The organism is Actinospica robiniae DSM 44927, assembly GCF_000504285.1.
In the GTDB taxonomy this organism is placed as follows: domain Bacteria; phylum Actinomycetota; class Actinomycetes; order Streptomycetales; family Catenulisporaceae; genus Actinospica; species Actinospica robiniae.
The window spans coordinates 7,359,039-7,376,406 of record NZ_KI632511.1; the positions used below are offsets into that span (position 1 = coordinate 7,359,039).

At 72.0% G+C, this 17,368-nt stretch carries 15 protein-coding genes; 8 read left to right on the forward strand and 7 right to left on the reverse strand.

Translation table 11 applies throughout. The features are described from left to right. Positions 1-26: 26 nt before the first annotated feature. From ACTRO_RS31675 to ACTRO_RS31685, 3 genes are all read right to left on the reverse strand, one after another. Positions 27-1,316 (reverse strand): glycosyltransferase family 4 protein, encoded by a 1,290-nt coding sequence (locus ACTRO_RS31675; RefSeq protein WP_034269035.1) that lies wholly within the window; start codon positions 1,314-1,316, stop codon positions 27-29. A 332-nt stretch (positions 1,317-1,648) separates the two neighbouring features. Then, positions 1,649-1,975 (reverse strand): hypothetical protein, encoded by a 327-nt coding sequence (locus tag ACTRO_RS31680; protein ID WP_157436565.1) that lies wholly within the window; start codon positions 1,973-1,975, stop codon positions 1,649-1,651. A gap of 239 nt (positions 1,976-2,214) precedes the next feature. Then, positions 2,215-2,640, reverse strand: a complete 426-nt coding sequence (locus ACTRO_RS31685) for a MarR family winged helix-turn-helix transcriptional regulator (protein ID WP_034269041.1) — start codon at positions 2,638-2,640, stop codon at positions 2,215-2,217. A 118-nt stretch (positions 2,641-2,758) separates the two neighbouring features. Here ACTRO_RS31685 and ACTRO_RS31690 point away from each other — a divergent pair, with 118 nt between their 5' ends. From ACTRO_RS31690 to ACTRO_RS31705, 4 genes are all read left to right on the forward strand, one after another. Further along, entirely contained in the window at positions 2,759-4,234 is a 1,476-nt protein-coding gene (locus ACTRO_RS31690; protein WP_063628109.1) for an MFS transporter, read from the forward strand. Between the two features lie 95 nt (positions 4,235-4,329). After that, positions 4,330-4,986, forward strand: a complete 657-nt coding sequence (locus ACTRO_RS31695) for a hypothetical protein (RefSeq protein WP_034269043.1) — start codon at positions 4,330-4,332, stop codon at positions 4,984-4,986. A 69-nt stretch (positions 4,987-5,055) separates the two neighbouring features. After that, positions 5,056-6,135, forward strand: a complete 1,080-nt coding sequence (locus ACTRO_RS31700) for a Zn-dependent alcohol dehydrogenase (protein WP_034269046.1) — start codon at positions 5,056-5,058, stop codon at positions 6,133-6,135. A gap of 16 nt (positions 6,136-6,151) precedes the next feature. Then, on the forward strand, positions 6,152-7,006 hold the full coding sequence (locus ACTRO_RS31705) for an alpha/beta fold hydrolase (protein ID WP_051451691.1): 855 nt from the start codon (positions 6,152-6,154) through the stop codon (positions 7,004-7,006). A 63-nt stretch (positions 7,007-7,069) separates the two neighbouring features. Here ACTRO_RS31705 and ACTRO_RS31710 read toward each other — a convergent pair whose 3' ends face one another. Beyond that, on the reverse strand, positions 7,070-8,683 hold the full coding sequence (locus ACTRO_RS31710) for a S53 family peptidase (protein ID WP_169739978.1): 1,614 nt from the start codon (positions 8,681-8,683) through the stop codon (positions 7,070-7,072). 284 nt (positions 8,684-8,967) lie between these two features. On the opposite strand from ACTRO_RS31710, the gene ACTRO_RS31715 reads away from it, so the two are divergent. The 3 genes from ACTRO_RS31715 (at position 8,968) to ACTRO_RS31725 (ending at position 11,770) form a co-directional block, all read left to right on the forward strand. Next, entirely contained in the window at positions 8,968-9,792 is an 825-nt protein-coding gene (locus tag ACTRO_RS31715) for a Nif3-like dinuclear metal center hexameric protein (RefSeq protein ID WP_034269049.1), read from the forward strand. 67 nt (positions 9,793-9,859) lie between these two features. Then, positions 9,860-10,600: a zinc ribbon domain-containing protein gene (locus tag ACTRO_RS31720; protein WP_034269052.1), complete on the forward strand. Its 741-nt coding sequence runs from the start codon at positions 9,860-9,862 to the stop codon at positions 10,598-10,600. A 15-nt stretch (positions 10,601-10,615) separates the two neighbouring features. Then, the gene (locus ACTRO_RS31725) at positions 10,616-11,770 is read left to right on the forward strand and encodes a bifunctional RNase H/acid phosphatase (RefSeq protein WP_034269055.1); all 1,155 of its coding nucleotides are present in this window, start codon (positions 10,616-10,618) and stop codon (positions 11,768-11,770) included. 80 nt (positions 11,771-11,850) lie between these two features. On the opposite strand, the gene ACTRO_RS31730 is transcribed toward ACTRO_RS31725, so the two are convergent. After that, positions 11,851-12,633, reverse strand: coding sequence for a YaaA family protein (locus tag ACTRO_RS31730; RefSeq protein ID WP_034269058.1), 783 nt, complete (start codon positions 12,631-12,633; stop codon positions 11,851-11,853). Positions 12,634-12,779: 146 nt separating this feature from the next. Between ACTRO_RS31730 and ACTRO_RS31735 the strand changes: the two genes are divergently transcribed. Further along, positions 12,780-14,183 (forward strand): glycosyltransferase family 87 protein, encoded by a 1,404-nt coding sequence (locus ACTRO_RS31735; protein ID WP_034269061.1) that lies wholly within the window; start codon positions 12,780-12,782, stop codon positions 14,181-14,183. A gap of 123 nt (positions 14,184-14,306) precedes the next feature. Here ACTRO_RS31735 and ACTRO_RS31740 read toward each other — a convergent pair whose 3' ends face one another. Continuing rightward, complete coding sequence (locus tag ACTRO_RS31740; protein WP_157436566.1) at positions 14,307-15,629, reverse strand: glycosyltransferase 87 family protein; 1,323 nt, start codon at positions 15,627-15,629, stop codon at positions 14,307-14,309. A 129-nt stretch (positions 15,630-15,758) separates the two neighbouring features. Beyond that, positions 15,759-17,243 carry a D-alanyl-D-alanine carboxypeptidase family protein gene (locus tag ACTRO_RS31745; RefSeq protein WP_157436567.1) on the reverse strand — a complete coding sequence of 495 codons (1,485 nt, stop codon included), beginning with the start codon at positions 17,241-17,243 and terminating at the stop codon, positions 15,759-15,761. Positions 17,244-17,368 lie beyond the last annotated feature (125 nt).

The following is a 17,368-nucleotide window of genomic DNA, read 5'->3' on the forward strand; positions in this document are numbered from 1 at the left end:
GGGCGAGGCGGCGCCCGCGCGGCGGCTCAGCACGTCTGGTCCAGCACGGCGCGGTAGCGCTCGGCCGTGGCCGCGGCGGCGGCCCGCCAGGTGAACCGGGTCGCCGCGCGCTCGCGCGCCGCGGCACCGAGCCGCTCGCGCAGGGCGGCGTCGCGCAGCAGCCGGGTGAGTGCTCCGGCCAGCGCCTCGGCGTCGCCGGGGGGCACCGCGAGCGTGGTGTGGCCGTCCTGGCCGGCCACCTCGGGGATCGCGCCGCCGGTGGTGGACACCAGGGGCAGCCCCACGGCCATCGCCTCCACCGCGGGCAGCGAGAAACCCTCGTACAACGAGGGTACACAGGCGATCTCGGCGGAGCGCAAGGTATGTACGAGCTCTTCTTCGCTCAGCCCGGACACGAACCGGACCCGGCCGCCGAGCCCGTAGCGCTCGATCGCGCGCTCCACCGTGCCGCCCGGCTTCGGCTTGCCGATCACGGTCAGCTCGGCGTGGTCGAACTCGGCGCGCACCTTGGCGAACGCCTCCACCAGCACGCCCAGGCCCTTGAGCGGGGAGTCGGCGCTGGCGGTGGTCACGATCCGCCCGGGCACCCGCGCGACGGACGCGTCGGGGCTGAACCGCTCCACGTCCGTGCCGATCGGAATGGTGCTGATCCGCTCGGGGCGCACCCCGTAGTGCTCGGTGATCTGCGCGGCCGAGCTGGAGGAGACGGTGATCACCTCGGGCAGCCGGCGCGCGACGCGCCCCTGCATCTTGGTGAAGCCGTACCAGCGCCGCAGCGTCACCCGGCGCAACCCGGTCACGGTGGCGAGCTCGAGCGCGCGGTCGACCTGGATCGGATGATGGATGGTGGCTATCGTCGGCAGGCCGAGCCGCGGCAGGCGCAGCAGGCCGTAGCCGAGGCACTGGTTGTCGTGTACGAGGTCGAACTCGCGCCGGCGCACCGCGAGCAGCCGGGCCGCCCGCAGCGAGAAGGTGGTGGGCTCGGGGAAGCCCGCGGTCCACATCGTGCCGACCTCGAGCAGGTCGATCAGGTCGCGGTACTCGCGCAGGCCGGGCGTGCGGAACGGGTCCGGCTCGCGGTACAGGTCGAGGCTCGGCACCGGGGTGAAGCCCACACCCGGGTCGAGTTCGGGGTAGGGCTGTCCGGCGAACACCTCGACGGCGTGGCCGAGCGCGGCGAGCTCCCGGGAGAGATTGCGGGTGTAGACCCCCTGGCCGCCCGAGTAGGGGTTGCCCCGATAACACAACAGCGCGATGCGCAGCGCGTTCTCATCGAACGCGGCACGACGTGTCACGCCCGACTCCTCGCTACCCATGGCTCTTCCGGTTCGGCGGACGGCCCGAGGCCGCCGCGTCCGGGCGCCGATCCTATCGTCCGCCAATCTTACCAGTCAGTAACTATCCGGCCCAGGACACGTTACGCCGGTCCGGAAGCCCCGGCCGTACGTCACCCGCGCCGGTGCGCCGCCCGGCGCCCGGGCGGCGCATCGGTACCGGCGTTCGCGCGGTTCCGGACGGCCGGGCGGGCCGGCGCGCCCGTTCGCGCGGACGTTCGATCGCGCGTCGTTGCGAAGCTGTGACCTGGGCCCCGCCCGACGCGGCCGTCCGGAACGCGGCGGCCGGGCGGGGCCGGGCACCGCCGGCGGGGCTAGAACATGTTCCCCAGCAGCCGGTTGATCAGGCCCTCCGGGTTGTGCTGGTTCAGCAGGCACGGGCAGGGCTCGGGCAGCAGCGGCGGCTCCGGGGCGGGAGCCGGGCCCATGCCCGGCAGTTCGACCACCACGGCGCCGAGCGGCGGCCGGATCGGCGGGGCGGCGAGGGCGTCGGCGGCCGTGCGGGCGCCGAGGACCACCACCGCGGCCGCGTCGGACGTGTCGTCCGGGGCCACCGCCGAGGCGAGGGCGCCGAGTCCGGCCAAGGTGCCGGCGGCGGCCATCACCGCGACGCGGTGCACGGGGGCGCGAGTTCGCGCCATGGGAATCACTCCTTCGGGCCGGCCGGTCCCCTGTCCGGGACCGTCGAACCGGCGTGGCGGACAGATGGCCCGAGCGCGGGGGTGCACAAACCCGCGTTCCCCCGGCCAGGCTGACAAAGGCCCTGGACGGGGGAACGCGGGAGCGGCCGGGTTGCGCGCGTCCGTGGCGCGCGGCGGCGCGGTGATCGAGGGAAGTGGCCGAAGGCGGCGGTCGAAGGCGGCCGAGTGCGGCCGACGGGTCAGTCGGTGGACGGGTTGATCTTGCGCAGCAGGTCGCGCAGCGCCACCCGCTCGGGCTCGGCCAGGGCGGCCAGCGGCTCGGCGGCGAAGTCGAGGTCGGCCCACACCTCGCCGGACAGGTGCACGCCCTCCGTCGTCGGCGCGATCAGCTTCACCCGCCGGTCCGCCGGGTTCGGCCGGCGTTCGACCAGGCCGCGCCGCTCGAGCTTGTCCACCAGGCCGGTCACGTTCGAGGGCTCGCAGTGCATGGACACGGCCAGCCGGCTCATCGGCCGCGGCTCGGTCACCACCAGGGCGAGCAGCCGGGCCTGGGCTCCGGTGAGCTCGTGCGCGGCCGCGGCCTCGTCGTAGTCGGCGATGAACCGGCCGGTCACCTCGGCGAGCGAGCTGATCACCTCGAGGCTGAGCGGGTCGCGTCGGGTCATGGCCTCAGCCTAGCCCAATAGTTAAGCAACTGAAATGTTTGACGGCCTGAGGATTCTCCGCGCATACTTCAGTGACTGAACCTTAGCCTCGCTGAAGTAACTGAAGGAGCCAGCCTGCATGAGTGCCACGCTGACCGGCCGCGGCCGCGGCCGCGGCCACGCGCGCGCCGCCGAAGCCCGCAAGCCCTCGGCCTCGCCTCGGCCCGGGCTCATCCTCGGTGCCCTGGTGCTGGCCATGATGGCCTTCACCGTGGTGCAGACCTCGGTGGTGCCGATCCTCCCGACGCTCGGCGAGGCCTTCCACCTGACCACGGCCACCGTCGCCTGGATGATGACCGCCAACCTGCTCGCCGCGGCCGTGCTCACCCCGCTGCTCGGGCGGATGGGCGACCTCTACGGGCGCAAGTGGGTGCTCGTGCTCTCCGTGCTCGGCCTGGTCGCCGGCTCGGCGCTGGCCTACTCCGTGCACAGCTGGCCGGTGCTCGTCGCGGGCCGGGTGCTGCAGGGCTTCGGCGGCGGCATCCTCCCGCTGGCCATCGCGGTCATCCGGGACGAACTGCCCCGGGAGAAGGTCACCGGCGCGGTGTCCCTGGTCTCCGCCTCGCTCGGCGTCGGCTCCGGCCTGAGCCTCGTGGTCACCGGCTGGATGATGCAGCACTGGTCCTACCAGAGCGTCTTCCTGCTCGGCCTGATCCTCGGCCTGGTGGCGCTGGCCGCCGTGCTCGTCGCGATCAAGCACGATCCGGTCGAGGACCGCGTCGGCAGCATGGATCCGCTCGGTGCGCTGCTGCTGGCCGTCTGGCTCAGTGCCCTGCTGCTCGCGCTGTCCGAGGGCGCGGCCTGGGGCTGGCACTCGGCCTCGGTGCTCGGGCTGTTCGTCGGCGCGGCGGTCGTGCTCGGCCTGTGGATCGTGCTCGAACTGCGCACCGCGCACCCGCTGGTGGACGTGCGGGTGCTGGCCCGGCCCGCGGTCGCCGTGCCGAACGTCTCCGGGTTCTGCGTCGGTTTCCTGATGTACGCCTCGTTCACCCTGCTCTCCGACTTCACCCAGACTCCGAGCGCCGTCGGCTACGGCTTCAGCGCCTCGATCCTGCACTCCGGCATCCTGCTGCTGCCCTCGGCGGTGGGCTCCTTCCTCGGCGCCCCGATCGGCGCCCGGCTGATCGGCCGCTTCGGCCCCAAGGCGCCGATGGCGCTGGGCGGAGCGCTCGCCGGCCTCTCGATGCTCTTCCTCGGGCTCTGGCACGGATCGCAGGGCGACGTCTACGGCGCGTCCGGCGTGATGGGCCTCGGCATCGGCCTCGCCTACGCCGCCATGCCCGCCTACATCAACGGCGCGGTCCCGCCCGAGCAGGCCGGTATCGCCAACAGCGTCAACGCGGTGCTGCGGACGGTCGGCGGCGCGGTCGGCACGGCCGTGGCCGGGGTCGTGCTGACCTCGAGCACGATCAGTTCGGCGCTGCTCGCGCACACCCCGATGGCCGGGCTGGTGCTGCCCACCGGCGGCGCCTACCGCACCGCGTTCCTGGTGTGCGGTGTGCTCGGTCTGGCCGCCGCGGCGGTGCCGCTGGCGGTGCGCGCGCGGCGACCGTAACAGCCTTCGGAAAGTCTTGACGCGCCCTCAGCGATGACCCGAGCATGGAAGCCCTTTGTGGGGTCTACATCCGGGTATTCGAAACAGGGGGCAACATGTCAGAGATCGATCCGTGGGCGATGTCGGAGACGGTGACGATGAATCCGGGAAGTGTCGGACTTCCCGGTTCGATCTACGCCCCGGCCCCGCAGGTTCCGCCGCTCGACCCCAGGCTGCCGCGGGTGGTGGCCGGTCTGGGCGTGCTCTATGCGGTCGTGAGCATCGCCGAGATCTTCTATATCGATCATGCCGTGACGTTGGCCGACCAGCTCAATGCACTGATCGTGGCGAACCAGTTCCCGTCGATGGCGCAATCGGCCCAGCTGCGGGCCGACGGCAACACCGTGGGATTGGTTTCCTGGGTCGCATTGATCGTATTCGTCGCCATCCTGGTGACGCTGGGGATGTGGCAGCGCTCGCTGAACGAGGCCTTCGGTTCGGTGGGCGCGCGCCGGGCCGTGCTGCGGCGGGCCGGCTACCCGTACTTCCGGCTCACCTGGCTCGCCTGCCTCGTCTTCTCGCTCTTCCTGCAGGCGACCACCGTCCCCCAGTACTCCGACTCGTTCACGAGCTCGATCGACCACGACCACGAGTACATGCTGCTGTGCGGGGCCCGGGCGGTGCTTGGCCTGCTGCTGGTCTACTTCGCCAACCGGCTCCGCCGCGTCGCGGACGAGGCGGTGGGGCTGCTCAACGGCACCTACGTCCCCTGACCGGCCGGCCCAGCGCGCGGTAAGGTGCCCGGAGAATCGGTTACCCGACAGTAGCTGCGGAGGTGGCGGATGCGGGCCGCGATGGTGCGCAAGGCCGGTCAGGAGCGGACGGAGGTCCGGACGGACTTCACGACCAAGGACCTCGGGCCCGAGGACGTCCGGGTGCGGATCAGGGCGAGCGGCGTGTGCCACTCGGACCTCTCCGCCATGAACGGCGTGGTGGCCAATCGCCGTCCCTTCGTGCTCGGGCACGAGGGCGCGGGCGAGGTGCTCGAGGTCGGTGCGGACGTCCGGGCCGTGCGAGCGGGCGACCACGTCACGGTGTGCTGGGTGCCGCCCTGCGGCCACTGCGCGTTCTGCCTGCGCGGCGAGGGCAACCTGTGCACCGAGGTGTTCATCCCGGCGGCACAGACCCCGAACTTCCTGCTGGACGGCGAGCCGGTGTACGGCATGTGCGGCACCGGCACGCTGGCCGACGAGGTCGTGCTGCCGTGGCAGTGCGCCGTGCCGGTGCCGGCCGACGTGCCCTTCGAGGTCGCGGCGCTGATCGGCTGCGGCGTGACCACCGGCGTCGGCGCCGTCTTCAACACCGCCCGGGTGCGCCCCGGCTCCAGCGTCGCCGTGATCGGCTGCGGCGGCGTGGGCGTCTCGGTCATCCAGGGCGCCCGCATCGCCGGCGCGGCCGAGATCCTGGCCGTGGACCCGAGCGCGGACAAGCGGGATCTGGTCGGCCGTTTCGGCGCGACCCGCACCGCGGCCCCCGAAGAAGCCAGGGCCCTGATGAAGGAGCTGACCGGCAAGCATGGCTTCGACTACGTCTTCGAATGCGTCGGCCGGGGGAGCCTGGTACGTCAGGCGTACGAGCTCACCCGGCGCGGCGGATCGGTCGTCGTCGTGGGGGTGGGCTCGCGCGAGGACAAGGTCGAGTTCACCATGAACGAGCTCTTCTACGACAACAAGCGGATCCTGTCCACGATGTACGGCGGCGGCGACGTCCGGGTCGAGTACGACCGGCTGATCCGGCTGTGGCGCGCGGGCCGGCTGGACCTCGAGTCGATGGTCACCGCCCGGCTTCCGCTGGAGCGGATCGACGAGGCGCTCGACCTGCTGCGCTCGGGCGCCGCGATCCGCACCGTCATCGAGCTGTAGCGCCGGAGCCGCGCCCGTGCTGATCGAAGAGCTCATACCCGTCTGCTCGGATCCACGAGTCGACCTGTTCACGGCCCGCAGCGCCGGGCCCGCCGAGCGAGCGCTGCTGGTCGTGCACGGCGGCCCGGACTGGGATCACAGCTATCTGCGCGAACCGCTCACGGACCTCGCCGAAGCACACCGGCTCGTCTTCGTCGATCTGCGCGGCTGCGGCCGATCGACGACCGGTCTGCCGGCTCACGAGTACAACGCCGACGCCGTGGTGCGTGACTTGGTGACGCTGCTCGACGCGCTCGGCATCAGTGAGACGGATGTGCTCGGGTTCTCCACCGGCGGCCTGTTCGCGCAGCGGCTGGCGGTGACGGCGCCACAGCGGATTCGACGCCTTATCGTCGCCTCCAGCAGCATCCCGCCCGTGCCGCCCGACGCGTACGGCGACTGGCCGGAAGCCGTCGCGGTACGGCGAGGAGTCAGCCGACATCGGGATCAGAACCCTGAGCCGACACCGGAACTCGTCCGTGCCGACGCGATAGCCGGGATTCCGGCGAACGTGTGGCGGGACGAGGTCCGCGCGGAGTATCGGCGCAGGCTGGACGCCGTCAGGTTCACGGCGGACTGGTGCCGGTCCACGCCTCCGGGCCGGTATCCGGCGATCCGCCCCGAGCGTTCGCTCGAACGCCTGGCTAAGGTCGGCCTGCCCATCCTGCTGCTGCACGGTCGGCAGGACATGACCTTCCCCGCGTTCCTCGCCGAGCAGACGGCCGATCAGATGCCCGAGGCCCGTGCCGTCGTCCTCGACCAGGCCGGGCACATGGCCCACATCGACCAGCCCGAGGCCTGGCGCCGGGCGGTCGCCGAGTTCCTGGCCTGAACGGACGAGGGTGGGCGCGGTCGCCCGCGCCCACCCCGCTCAACCGTTCCCGCTACCGCTCACTCACAGTTCGTCGGCGATGAAGTTGGCGCCGTTGTACGAGCCCCAGCCGGTGACCGGGTCGTAGCCGGTGCCCGCGCTGTACCCGCCGTTGTTGCCGCTCTTCACGTCGTGGAACGCCGAGCTGTAGGACGACGACTGCGCCACCGTGTAGATGAACGAGTTGGCGTAGCCGAACTTCGCCTTGCCCAGCGTCGCCGCGGCCGTGTCGTAGTCGGCGGTGAACGCGGCCCAGTTCGGCGCCGCCGCACTGGTGCCCCAGACGTCCTCCCAGCCGCCCGCGTCGATGTACCACGGGCTGTTCGGGCCGCCGGCCGCCGCCACGTCCGGCACCTCACGGTCGCCGGTCGTGTTCACCGCGGACTGGAAGCTCGGGGTGGCGTACTCGACCGACTTGCCGCCGCCGCTGTCGGACCACGCGGTCTCGCTCTTCCACGCGCCCGAGGTCTCGGTCAGGTTGGTCCCGCCGACGCCGCTGACGTACGGGTCGGAGGCCGGGTAGTCGACCGACAGGCTGCTGCCGTTGTCGTCGGCGCCGGAGTCGCCCGAGGCCGAGTAGACCGACTGGCCCTGGGCCGCGGCCTCGACGAAGTCGGCGTGGTCGGAGGCCAGGTTGTTCTCCTCCGTCTCCGGCTCGCCCCAGCTGCTCGAGATGACCGGCACGTCCGCGCTCACCAGCGCCGCGTACAGGGCGACCTCGCCCGCGTCCGTGTTCGGCGCCTCGTACACCTTGACGGTGGCCTTGGGCGCGAGCGCGTACTCGACCTCGATGTCGAGTTCGTCCTCGACGGCGCCGGAGGAGTCGGTTGTGCCGCCGTCCACCTTGACCACGCTGGCCGCCGTCGCGCCGAGGCTGTACTTGGTGTTGTACGCCGCGACCGCGGAGGCGGAGTAGGACGAGAACTCGACCAGGCCGATCGTCACGCCGGAGCCGTTGTAGCCCGAGCTGATCGACGAGGTCAGGTTGTAGCCGCTGCGGGCCAGCGTCGGGGTGAGCGCCAGGGTCGCCTTGGAGGTGACCGCGTGCGGCGTCGCAGTGGCGGCCGCCGTGCGCACCGACGAGGTGGACAGGCCCGCGACACCCGAGACGACCGAGGCGATGCTCGAGGGCAGCGAGGGCGCCGCCTCGTTCGCGTAGAAGGACCGCGCGTTCGTCTGGTAGGTGCCGATGGAGACGTCGAACGCCTTCTCCACCTGGGCCGTGGTGCCGCTGACGGACAGGGTCAGGTGGTTGGCCGTCACCTGGCCGACCGAGAGCCCGGCCGAGCGCAGGTACGAGGTGACCGACTGGACCTGCGCGTCGGTCGCGCCGTATTCGGCCGCGTACTGCGCCACCGTCAGGTAGTGCTTGTACGAGGACGAGTGCGGGTCCGAGACCGCGCGGATGAAGGCCGCGAGCTTGTCCTGGTTGCGCGGCTTGAGGCTGACCTGCAGGCTCAGCTCCCGGCTGGAGGCGAGAGCACCGGTGTGGGTGGCCTGGGCCAGGCCCGGCACGGCCGCGGCCGAGAGCACGACGCGGGGGGCGGCGGCGGAGCTGACGGCGTTCGCCGGCACGGCGAGCGCGAGGACGGGCAGGGGCGCGGCGAGTACGCCGATTATTCGAATATTTCTACGCACGACCATTCCTGTGGGTATGAGGGAACAGACGAGAGGACCGCGCAGGCAGGGTCGGCCGCACGGCGTCGTGCCCCGGGCACGGTGCGACTGGGTGTGCGTATGCCCGGGTGATGGTGGGTCGGATCTGAAATTAGCGCGACCTGTCGCGCGGGGAAATACCCGTCCAGCACAGTTAACATGAGATTTTCCTCATGATGCCTGCGCGATCTTGAGAATCTCCTGGAAAGCGCATGAGGGTACGAAGTTCCGCGGTGTGGGCTGAGCACGCCTTAGAATCTGGGACCATGCCGACCCTCGCCGAGATCACGGCCGTCTTCGACGCCGCCTACCCGCCCGCCACCGCAGAGTCCTGGGACGCCGTGGGCCTGGTGTGCGGCGATCCGGCGGCCGAGGTGGGCCGGGTGCTGTTCGCCGTCGACCCGGTGGACGCGGTGATCGACGAGGCCCTCGAATGGGGCGCCGACCTGCTGGTGACGCACCACCCGCTGCTGCTCAAGGCGGTCAACGGGGTGCCCGCGACCACGTTCAAGGGACGCTCGGTGCACCGGTTGATCTCGGCCGGCTGCGCCCTGCTGACCGCGCACACCAACGCGGACGTCGCCCGCCCCGGGGTCTCCGACGCGCTCGCCGTCGCGCTGGGCCTGACCGTGGCCGGACCGATCCTGCCGCTGCGCGGACAGGAGGCGGCCGGACGCCTCGGCCTCGGCCGCTTCGCCGCTCTGCCCGAGCCCGAGCCGCTGGGCGCTTTCGCCGAGCGTGTCGCCGCGTCGCTGCCGCGTACGTCGGCCGGCGTGCGGGTGGCCGGCGATCTCGGCCGGCCGGTGCGCACCGTCGCGGTGTGCGGCGGCGCCGGGGACGACCGGGAGCTGCTCGCCGCGGTGCGCGCGGGCGGCGCGGACGTGTACGTCACCGCCGACCTGCGCCACCACCCGGCGTCCGAGGCGATGGAGGCGGCCCGGTTCGGCGGCGGCCCGGCGCTCGTGGACGTCGCGCACTTCGCCAGCGAGTGGCCCTGGTTGCCGGTCGCCGCGGCATTGCTGGCAGGCGGTACGGTAGAGACGCGGGTCTCCACGCTCGTCACCGACCCGTGGACCGCGCACACACAGTGAACCGCCCTGACCGATCCGCCGTGATCCGCCGCGATCGCCGGAACGAGCCGCCGAGGAGTACCGCCACGTGAATGCCGAGCCCGCCGACCAGCTGCGCCTGCTCGATCTCCAGGCCCTCGACTCCAAGCTGGACCAGCTCGCGCACCGGCGCCGCACCCTCCCGAAGCTGTCCGAGCTCGCGACCCTCGACACCCGGCTCGGCCAGCTGCGCGACGTGCACGCGGTTTCGATGGCCGCGGACTCCGACCTCGCCCGCGAGCAGGCCAAGGCCGAGGCGGACGTGGACCAGGTGCGCAGCCGGGCCGAACGCGACCGCAAGCTGCTCGAGTCCGGCCGCGGCAGCGCCAAGGACCTGGAGAACCTGCAGCACGAGCTCGAGTCCCTGGCGAAGCGTCAGTCCGCGCTCGAGGACGTGGTGCTCGAGGTGATGGAGAAGGTCGAGACCTCCTCGGCGCGCACGGCGAAGCTCGCGGCCGACCGGGCCGAGGTCGAGGGCGAGCGCGGCCGGGTGGCGCACGAGCTCGCCGGCGAGCAGGCGGGCCTGGACAAGGACACCGAGTTCACCAAGGGCCAGCGCGAGCTGGCCGCGGCCGGCATCCCGGCCGACCTGATGGCGCTCTACGAGAAGCTGCGCGGCCAGTACAACGGCGTGGGCGTGGCCGCGATCGTGCGCCGCCGCTGCCAGGCCTGCCAGATCGAGCTCGACATCGCCGAGGTCAACGCGGCCAAGTCGGCGCCGGCGGACGCGATCCTGCGCCACGACTCGTGCCGCCGCATCCTGGTGCGCACCGGCGACTCCGGCCTCTAAGGGCTCGAACACGGTATGCGCACACTGATCATCGAGGCGGACGGCGCCTCCCGCGGCAACCCGGGGGAGGCCTCGTACGGGGCCGTGGTCGAGGACGAGGACACCGGTGAGCTGCTCGCCGAGCTCGCCGAGTACCTCGGCCGCGCGACCAACAACGTGGCCGAATACCGGGGCCTGATCGCCGGGCTCGAGGCCGCGGCCGCGATCGACCCGCGGGCCCGGGTCAAGGTGAGGATGGACTCCAAGCTCGTGGTGGAGCAGATGTCAGGGCGCTGGCAGGTCAAGCACCCGGACATGAAGCCGCTGGCCGAACGCGCCCGGGGGGTCCTGCCGGACGCCGAGGTGACGTACGAGTGGATCCCGCGCAACCTCAACGGCCACGCCGACCGGCTGGCCAACGAGGCCCTGGACGCGGCGGCCGCGGGGCGCGCGTGGGTCTCGCCGACGCCGCTGCGGGTCGGGTCCGGCGCGGCGGCCGCAACCACTGCGGCGCAGGCCGCGGCTCCCGTCTCCGCCAAGTCCCAGGTCGCCTGGTCCCCGGACCTCGGCCGCCCCACCCGGCTGCTGCTGCTGCGCCACGGCGTGACCCCGCTGACCCTGGAGAAGCGCTTCGCCGGCATCGGCGACCCGCCGCTCGTCGAGGCCGGGCAGGAGCAGGCCCGCCGCGCCGCCGAACGGCTGCGGGCCGATGTCCGCTACGGACCGGTGGACGCGATCGTCGCCTCGCCGCTGCGGCGCACCCTGGCCACCGCCGAGGCCGTCGCCCGTGCGGTCGGCCTGCCGGTCGAGCCCGAGCCGGGCGTGCGCGAGATCGACTTCGGCCTGTTCGAGGGCCTGACCTTCGCCGAGACGCACGAGCATTATCCCTCCGAGCTCTCCGCCTTCCTCGGCTCGGCCGAGGTCGCGCCGCCGCAGGGGGAGACGCTGGCCGCGCTCGCCCGCCGGGCCGTCGAGGCCAAGGACCGGCTCGTCGCCCGCTACCCGCGCCAGACCGTGCTGGTGGTCACGCACGTCACGCCGATCAAGGCACTGGTGTGCGCGGCGCTCGGCGCACCGCTGTCCGCGGTCAACCGGATGGAGCTGGCCGCGGCCTCGCTCAGCGTCATCGACTACTACGACGACGGCCTGTGCAACGTCCGCTGCGTCAACGACACCGCGCACCTGGACTGAGCCGGCAGCTGGGCTGAGCCGGCACCCGGCCTGACCATGCGCTCTCGGCCTGGTCAGGCGGCGACGTCCTCAGCGGATTCTCACAGCTCGCTCACTACGATATCCAGGGGCGTGGGCGAGGATGCCTTCGCCGGTTCCGGCCCCGGCTCGACGGTGAAGCCGAGGTCGCGGACGAGGTCCACGAACTCCTCGGGCTTGGCCGGGTGCTGTCCCGACTCGACCAGTGCCCGGGCGAGACGGCCCTTCGTGGCCTTGTTGAAGTGCGAGATGACCTTGCGGACGGTCCGCCCGCCCGCCTGGTACTCCTGCAGCACTCGGACGCTCACGGCGTTCGCCCCGGGCTGCCAGTGCGCGGCGTACGCGCCGGAGCGGAGGTCGACCACCAGCTCGTCGCCGACGTGCGCGGCCAGCGGCTCGCGCAGGGCCTTGCGCCAGGCGGCGCTGACCGAGCCCACGCCGGGCAGCTTCACACCGGCGGAACAGCGGTAGTGCGGGATCCGGTCGCCCGGCCGCAGCACACCCCAGAGACCGGAGAAGATCAGCACGTGATCCAGGGCGAGGCCGCGCCCGCGCAGCGCGGGCAGGCCGAAGGGATCGTAGAGCACGCCGGCGTACACGTCGGCGGCCGCTGCGGCGCCGGCCCTGGCCAGCACCTGGTTGTGCGCCAGCTCGCCGGCCTGTCCGGCGCTCAGGCCCAACACGCCGAGCGCGTCCTGCGCCGGACCGCCGCACAGCCGGATCAGACTGTCCCGCAGGGCCAGCCGCGTCTCGGCGAGCTCCGGCAGGACCAGGGAACCGAGCTCGGTCGGAGCCGCGTCACCTGGAAAGGCCTTGGATTCCGAAGGTGGAATGAAGATAAACATCGTGGAACGGTTCCGTGATAGAGCGACGATGGGCGAACCCACCTTAGCCGGGAACCATATGCTTTCGCCGGTCCCAAGTGCCGGAACGGACGATGACGATCCGTCAGGCCACACCGTCACCAGCCGGGGAGAAGAAGGCACCTCACATGTCATCCACCCGTAGACGCACCGTCACGGCCCTGATCGTCTGGTTCCTGACTCGGGCTGTGCTCTACGTCACGGCCACCGGCCACTTCCTGCGCAGCTGGGGCAAGCCCAGTGTCGGCGACATCGCGCTCTACATGAACTGGGCGCACAAGTCGCTTCAGTACGGCAACATCCCGGTCGACACGAAGTGGCAGTACCCGCCGCTGCTCGCGCCGATCCTGGAGATCCCGCAGTGGATCGAGAACGCGGTCGGCCTGAGGTACCAGTCCGGGTTCACCGTGATGACCTTCACCGCCGACGCGGTGATCACCGTGCTGCTGCTGTGGACCGCGGCGCACCGCGACGTGTGGTCCGGCCCCTGGTACTGGATCGCCGGGGTCCCGCTGCTCGGCCCGATAGTCTACGGCCGCTACGACCTGTTCCCGGCCCTGTTCGTCGTGTTCGCGCTGGTACTGCTGGGCAAGGGCGTCCCGCACGCGCTGGCCGAGGGCGCCGACGACGGGCACCAGCGCCGCAAGCGCTGGCTGGCCGGCGCGTTGATCGGCCTCGGCGCCGCGGTGAAGATCTGGCCCGGGCTGGCCGTGTTCGGCCTGCCGCGCACCAAGCGCGGCCGGGAGACCATCATCGCCGCGATCGCGGCCATCGTGGCCTCCACCGCGCTGCTCTCGCTCTTCTACACGCACACGATGAGCTTCGTCGGCAACGAGGGCGGGCGCGGCATCGAGATCGAGTCCGTCTGGGGCGTGCTGCTGCTGGCGGGCAAGCGGGCCGGGCTGTGGCACGTGAACTCGAGGGTGCTCTACGGCTCGTACCAGGCCGTCCCCAGCGCCCAGGGTTACGTCGTGACCATCGTGAACGTGGCCTACTACGTGTCGCTGGCCGCGACGGTCATCGGGTTCGCGCTGATGGCCTACTGGTGGTGGCGCAAGACGTGGCGCCCCGCGGTGGTCGCGGACGCGACCTTCGTGGCCACGCTGCTGATGATCGTCACGAGCCGGGTGATCAGCCCGCAGTACATGATCTGGGTGCTCGCCGTCGCGGGCTTCTGCCTGCTCTACAAGGACACCACCCAGCGCCGGAGCGCGCTGCTGGTCCTGATCGCGCTGCCGCTGACCCAGTACGAGTTCCCGTTCGGCTTCCAGTCGCTGATCCGCGCCCACGTCTTCGCCGTGCTGGCGGTCATCGCGCGCGACGCGCTGCTGGTCGCCGCGACGTACATCGGCTACCGCGATCTGTGGGCCTCCACGGTCGAGGGCGCGTTCCTGCCGCGGCGCCTGCGCGCCGTCTTCGGCCGGGGCGGCGCGCGCGGCGGGAGCGCCGCCGAGGAGCCGGCTGCCGCCGCCCTCGGCATCCAGCGCCCGGCGCCCGCGAGCGAGTCCGAGGCCGAGCCCGCCCAGGCCTGACCGGGCGGCGCTGCCCGAGGCGCTCGGGAACCCGAGCGTCCAGGCGTCCAGACGCGAAGCGGCCCGGCAACCCGTCCGTTCGGGTTGCCGGGCCGCTGCGTCGTCACCGGGCCGGTGCCGGCCCTAGCGCCCCGTCTGGGCTACGGCCGATTCGTGCTCGGCGTACTCGGGCCGCGAGGAGACCTCGGCCGGCGGCCGCGCGGGTACCGCGGGCGGCGGGTTCTTGCCGAAGGCGACGAGGAAGACCGCCGCCACGCCGACCCAGACGTACGCGCTGCCGATGGCCTGCTCCCACAGCGCCCAGCCGTACTCGCGGTTCAACGTGTGCGGGAACCAGACCTGCGGCTCGGACAGGTACACCGCCGCGACCGCCGCGGTGATCCAGAAGTACTTCGAGCCCGCGCCCCAGCGCCACAGCCGCCGTCCGCGCACCAGCGCGCACAGCAGGACCGGCGCGCACCACACCCAGTGGTGCGACCAGGAGACCGGCGAGACCAGCAGCTGCGTGCAGGCCGTGATGGCGACCGCGGTGACCGTGCGCCCCTGCCGGGCCAATCGGCGCACGGCGATGAAGGCGAGCGCGGCGACGAGGGCGGACAGGACGAGCCAGGTCGCGGTCTCGGTGGAGCCGGACAGGTGCGCGCGGTCGAGCACCCCGGTGAGCGACTGGTTCCCGGAGAACACGCCCGGGCCTATCCGGCCGGTCTGGAACATCGTCTTGGTCCAGTACTCCCACGAGTCGTGCGGCGCGAGGGCGAACCCGATCAGCCCTATCGTGACGAAGCCGCCGAGCACGCTCAGGCAGCCCTTCCAGTCCTTGCGCGCGACGAAGTAGAGCAGGAACACCATCGGGGTCAGCTTGAGCGCGCCGGCGACGCCGGTCAGCGTGCCGCGCGGCCAGCCCACCTTTCGCCCGCGCACGGTGAACCAGGTGCTCGGCAGCAGGCAGTCGCACGCGACCAGCGCCATCAGCACGATGTTGATCTGCCCGTACGCCAGCGTCGTGCGCACCGGCTCCAGCAGCACCGCCAGCGGCAGCAGCGTCATCGCCAGGCGCCAGGTGCCGCGCCCCGCGGCCAGCTTGGTGGCCCGGAAGAACAACGCCAGCACGCACACCAGCAGCGCCAGGCTCACCCCGGTCATCAGCACGCCGGCCAGGGTGGAGGAGACCACGGCCAGCGGGGACATCACGATGGCCGAGATCGGCGGATAGGTGAACGGCTCCGGCAGCCCGCCCTGGGTCTCCGGCAGCCGGCCGTAGAGGTCATGGTTGTCCAGCCAGGCCTTCGCGCCGATCCGATAGACGTCCAGGTCCAGCCGATAGACCCCGAGGTTGAGCGACCCGTGCTGCCAGGTCAGTAGGCACGCGCAGAACACCAGCAGCACCAAAGCCGTCAGGATGCCCTGACGACGGCTCGGCCGGCGCCGGGCGGACGAGAACGCCACCCGCTCCACCCCCTTGGGTCCGCCCCGGCTCAGGGCGCGATTGTGATCGAAACAACGTCGATCGTAGCCGAATCGCGACTCGTGCTCCTTACCGGCACCGCCCGTGCGCCCCCGGACCGCTCAGCGGCCTCAGTTTCTCGCGGAGGAGCGGGATTCCGGTCTCCTGACGGAGGATCCGCCCAGCGCGCCACGAGGTGGCAGCGGCCCCAGTGGCACACTCGCCTCCTTCGAGGTTGCGCCCGTCCGGGTGACCTGCAGGACAGGCGCCCGGGCGGAACCGGTGACGGCCACCCGGTAGCCGAGCCCGGCCCAGCCGAACACGTCCACCGCCCGGGCCGGTGCCAGTTGCGTGGCCGTGCCGCCCCGCACGATCCGGGCCACCGGCCGGCCGGCCGGCACGACGGTGGCGGTGCCGAGCGCCTTCTCCGCGCTGCCGACCAGCTTGAGCGAGGCGCTCAACGCGGACCACGGAGTGCCGGTGCTGCCCGGCAGGCCGAGCACGATGCCGAGGATGGTCACGGTCCGCCCGTCCACCGTGTAGTGGGCGGAGAAGAGCAGGCAGGAGCCGGCGGCCGCGGTGGTGCCGGTCTTGATCCCGTCGATCGAGTACCCGCCGAGGTCCTCGTTGTAGTTGTGCACCCAGCCGGCCACCGGCACCTTGGCGTCGCGCTCGGCGACGATCGAGGTGAGCGCGGGGACCTTCTCCACCGCCTCGGCCAGCTTGAGCTGATCGGCCATGGTCGAGACGGTGCTCGCGGCCAGGCCGGCCGGATCGGTGTAGTCGGTCCTGGTCATGCCGAGCGCGCGGGCCTCGCCGTTCATCTTGTCCAGGAAGGCGTCGACCGAGCCCGCGTCCCACTGGGCGAGGATGTCGGCCATGTCGCCGGCCGAGGCGAGCAGCATCGCCTCCAGCGCCTGGCGCTCGGTCAGCTTCTCGCCGGTGCGCACCGGCACCGCCGACTCGTCCTGCGCTATCGCCTTGGCGTACTCGGCGGCCTCGGCGGCGGTCAGGGTGAGCGTGGGCCCGGAACCGGTCTCGCTCATCGGGTGGTCGCGCAGCACGACGTACGCCGTCATCGTCTTGGTGATGCTGGCGATCGCGACCCGCTTGTCCATCGAGCCGTGATGCCCCATCAGCCCGTAGCCGTCGACCTCGATCGCCGCCAGCCCGGAGGAGGCGAAGGTCAACGCGGGCGAGCCGCCGGGGAAGACGAAGTCCTCCGCCGCGCTCTGCACCAGCTCGGCCGGCGGCTCGGCCGTGCTGCGCCCGTCCGATGCCAGCGTGCTGCCGGTCAGCGTCTGCCCCGGCCCGCTGGTCAGCCCCCACAGCCCGGCGCCGAGGGTGCCGAAGACGACCAGCGCCAGACCGAGCGCCAGACTCTCCCGGCTGCCCCAGAACGCCGGCCTCGGCAGGCGGTCCGTGCGCACCGGCTGCCAGTGCAGCCCGGAGAGCTCCCGTGCGACCCGTCGGCGGAGCCGGCCGGCCTGACGGCTGAAGCGATCGAGCACCTTTCCTCGGCTTTCCCTCGGCCCGCTGTGCTGTTGCCTGTTGTTCCGTTGTTCTTCGCTCGTGCCGCTGCCGCTGCCGCTGCCGCTGCCGCTGCCCGGATCCACGGCCCGAGATCCTTTGCCTTCATGACGTCCGACCCCGCACCGCGGTTGCCCCGACGAGACAACCGCTTGGCAAATGGTCGGAATTCACCCGTTTGCCACAATTCCTGAGGGGGCATCAGATCGGC

What these genes read in the sequence shown, in the direction of transcription:
- ACTRO_RS31675 (WP_034269035.1), bottom strand. Translation starts at nt 1,316, where the DNA reads ATGGGTAGCGAGGAGTCGGGCGTGACACGTCGTGCCGCGTTCGATGAG.
- ACTRO_RS31680 (WP_157436565.1), bottom strand. Translation starts at nt 1,975, where the DNA reads ATGGCGCGAACTCGCGCCCCCGTGCACCGCGTCGCGGTGATGGCCGCC.
- ACTRO_RS31685 (WP_034269041.1), bottom strand. Translation starts at nt 2,640, where the DNA reads ATGACCCGACGCGACCCGCTCAGCCTCGAGGTGATCAGCTCGCTCGCC.
- ACTRO_RS31715 (WP_034269049.1), top strand. Translation starts at nt 8,968, where the DNA reads ATGCCGACCCTCGCCGAGATCACGGCCGTCTTCGACGCCGCCTACCCG.
- ACTRO_RS31735 (WP_034269061.1), top strand. Translation starts at nt 12,780, where the DNA reads ATGTCATCCACCCGTAGACGCACCGTCACGGCCCTGATCGTCTGGTTC.
- ACTRO_RS31730 (WP_034269058.1), bottom strand. Translation starts at nt 12,633, where the DNA reads ATGTTTATCTTCATTCCACCTTCGGAATCCAAGGCCTTTCCAGGTGAC.
- ACTRO_RS31695 (WP_034269043.1), top strand. Translation starts at nt 4,330, where the DNA reads ATGTCAGAGATCGATCCGTGGGCGATGTCGGAGACGGTGACGATGAAT.
- ACTRO_RS31700 (WP_034269046.1), top strand. Translation starts at nt 5,056, where the DNA reads ATGCGGGCCGCGATGGTGCGCAAGGCCGGTCAGGAGCGGACGGAGGTC.
- ACTRO_RS31725 (WP_034269055.1), top strand. Translation starts at nt 10,616, where the DNA reads ATGCGCACACTGATCATCGAGGCGGACGGCGCCTCCCGCGGCAACCCG.
- ACTRO_RS31690 (WP_063628109.1), top strand. Translation starts at nt 2,759, where the DNA reads ATGAGTGCCACGCTGACCGGCCGCGGCCGCGGCCGCGGCCACGCGCGC.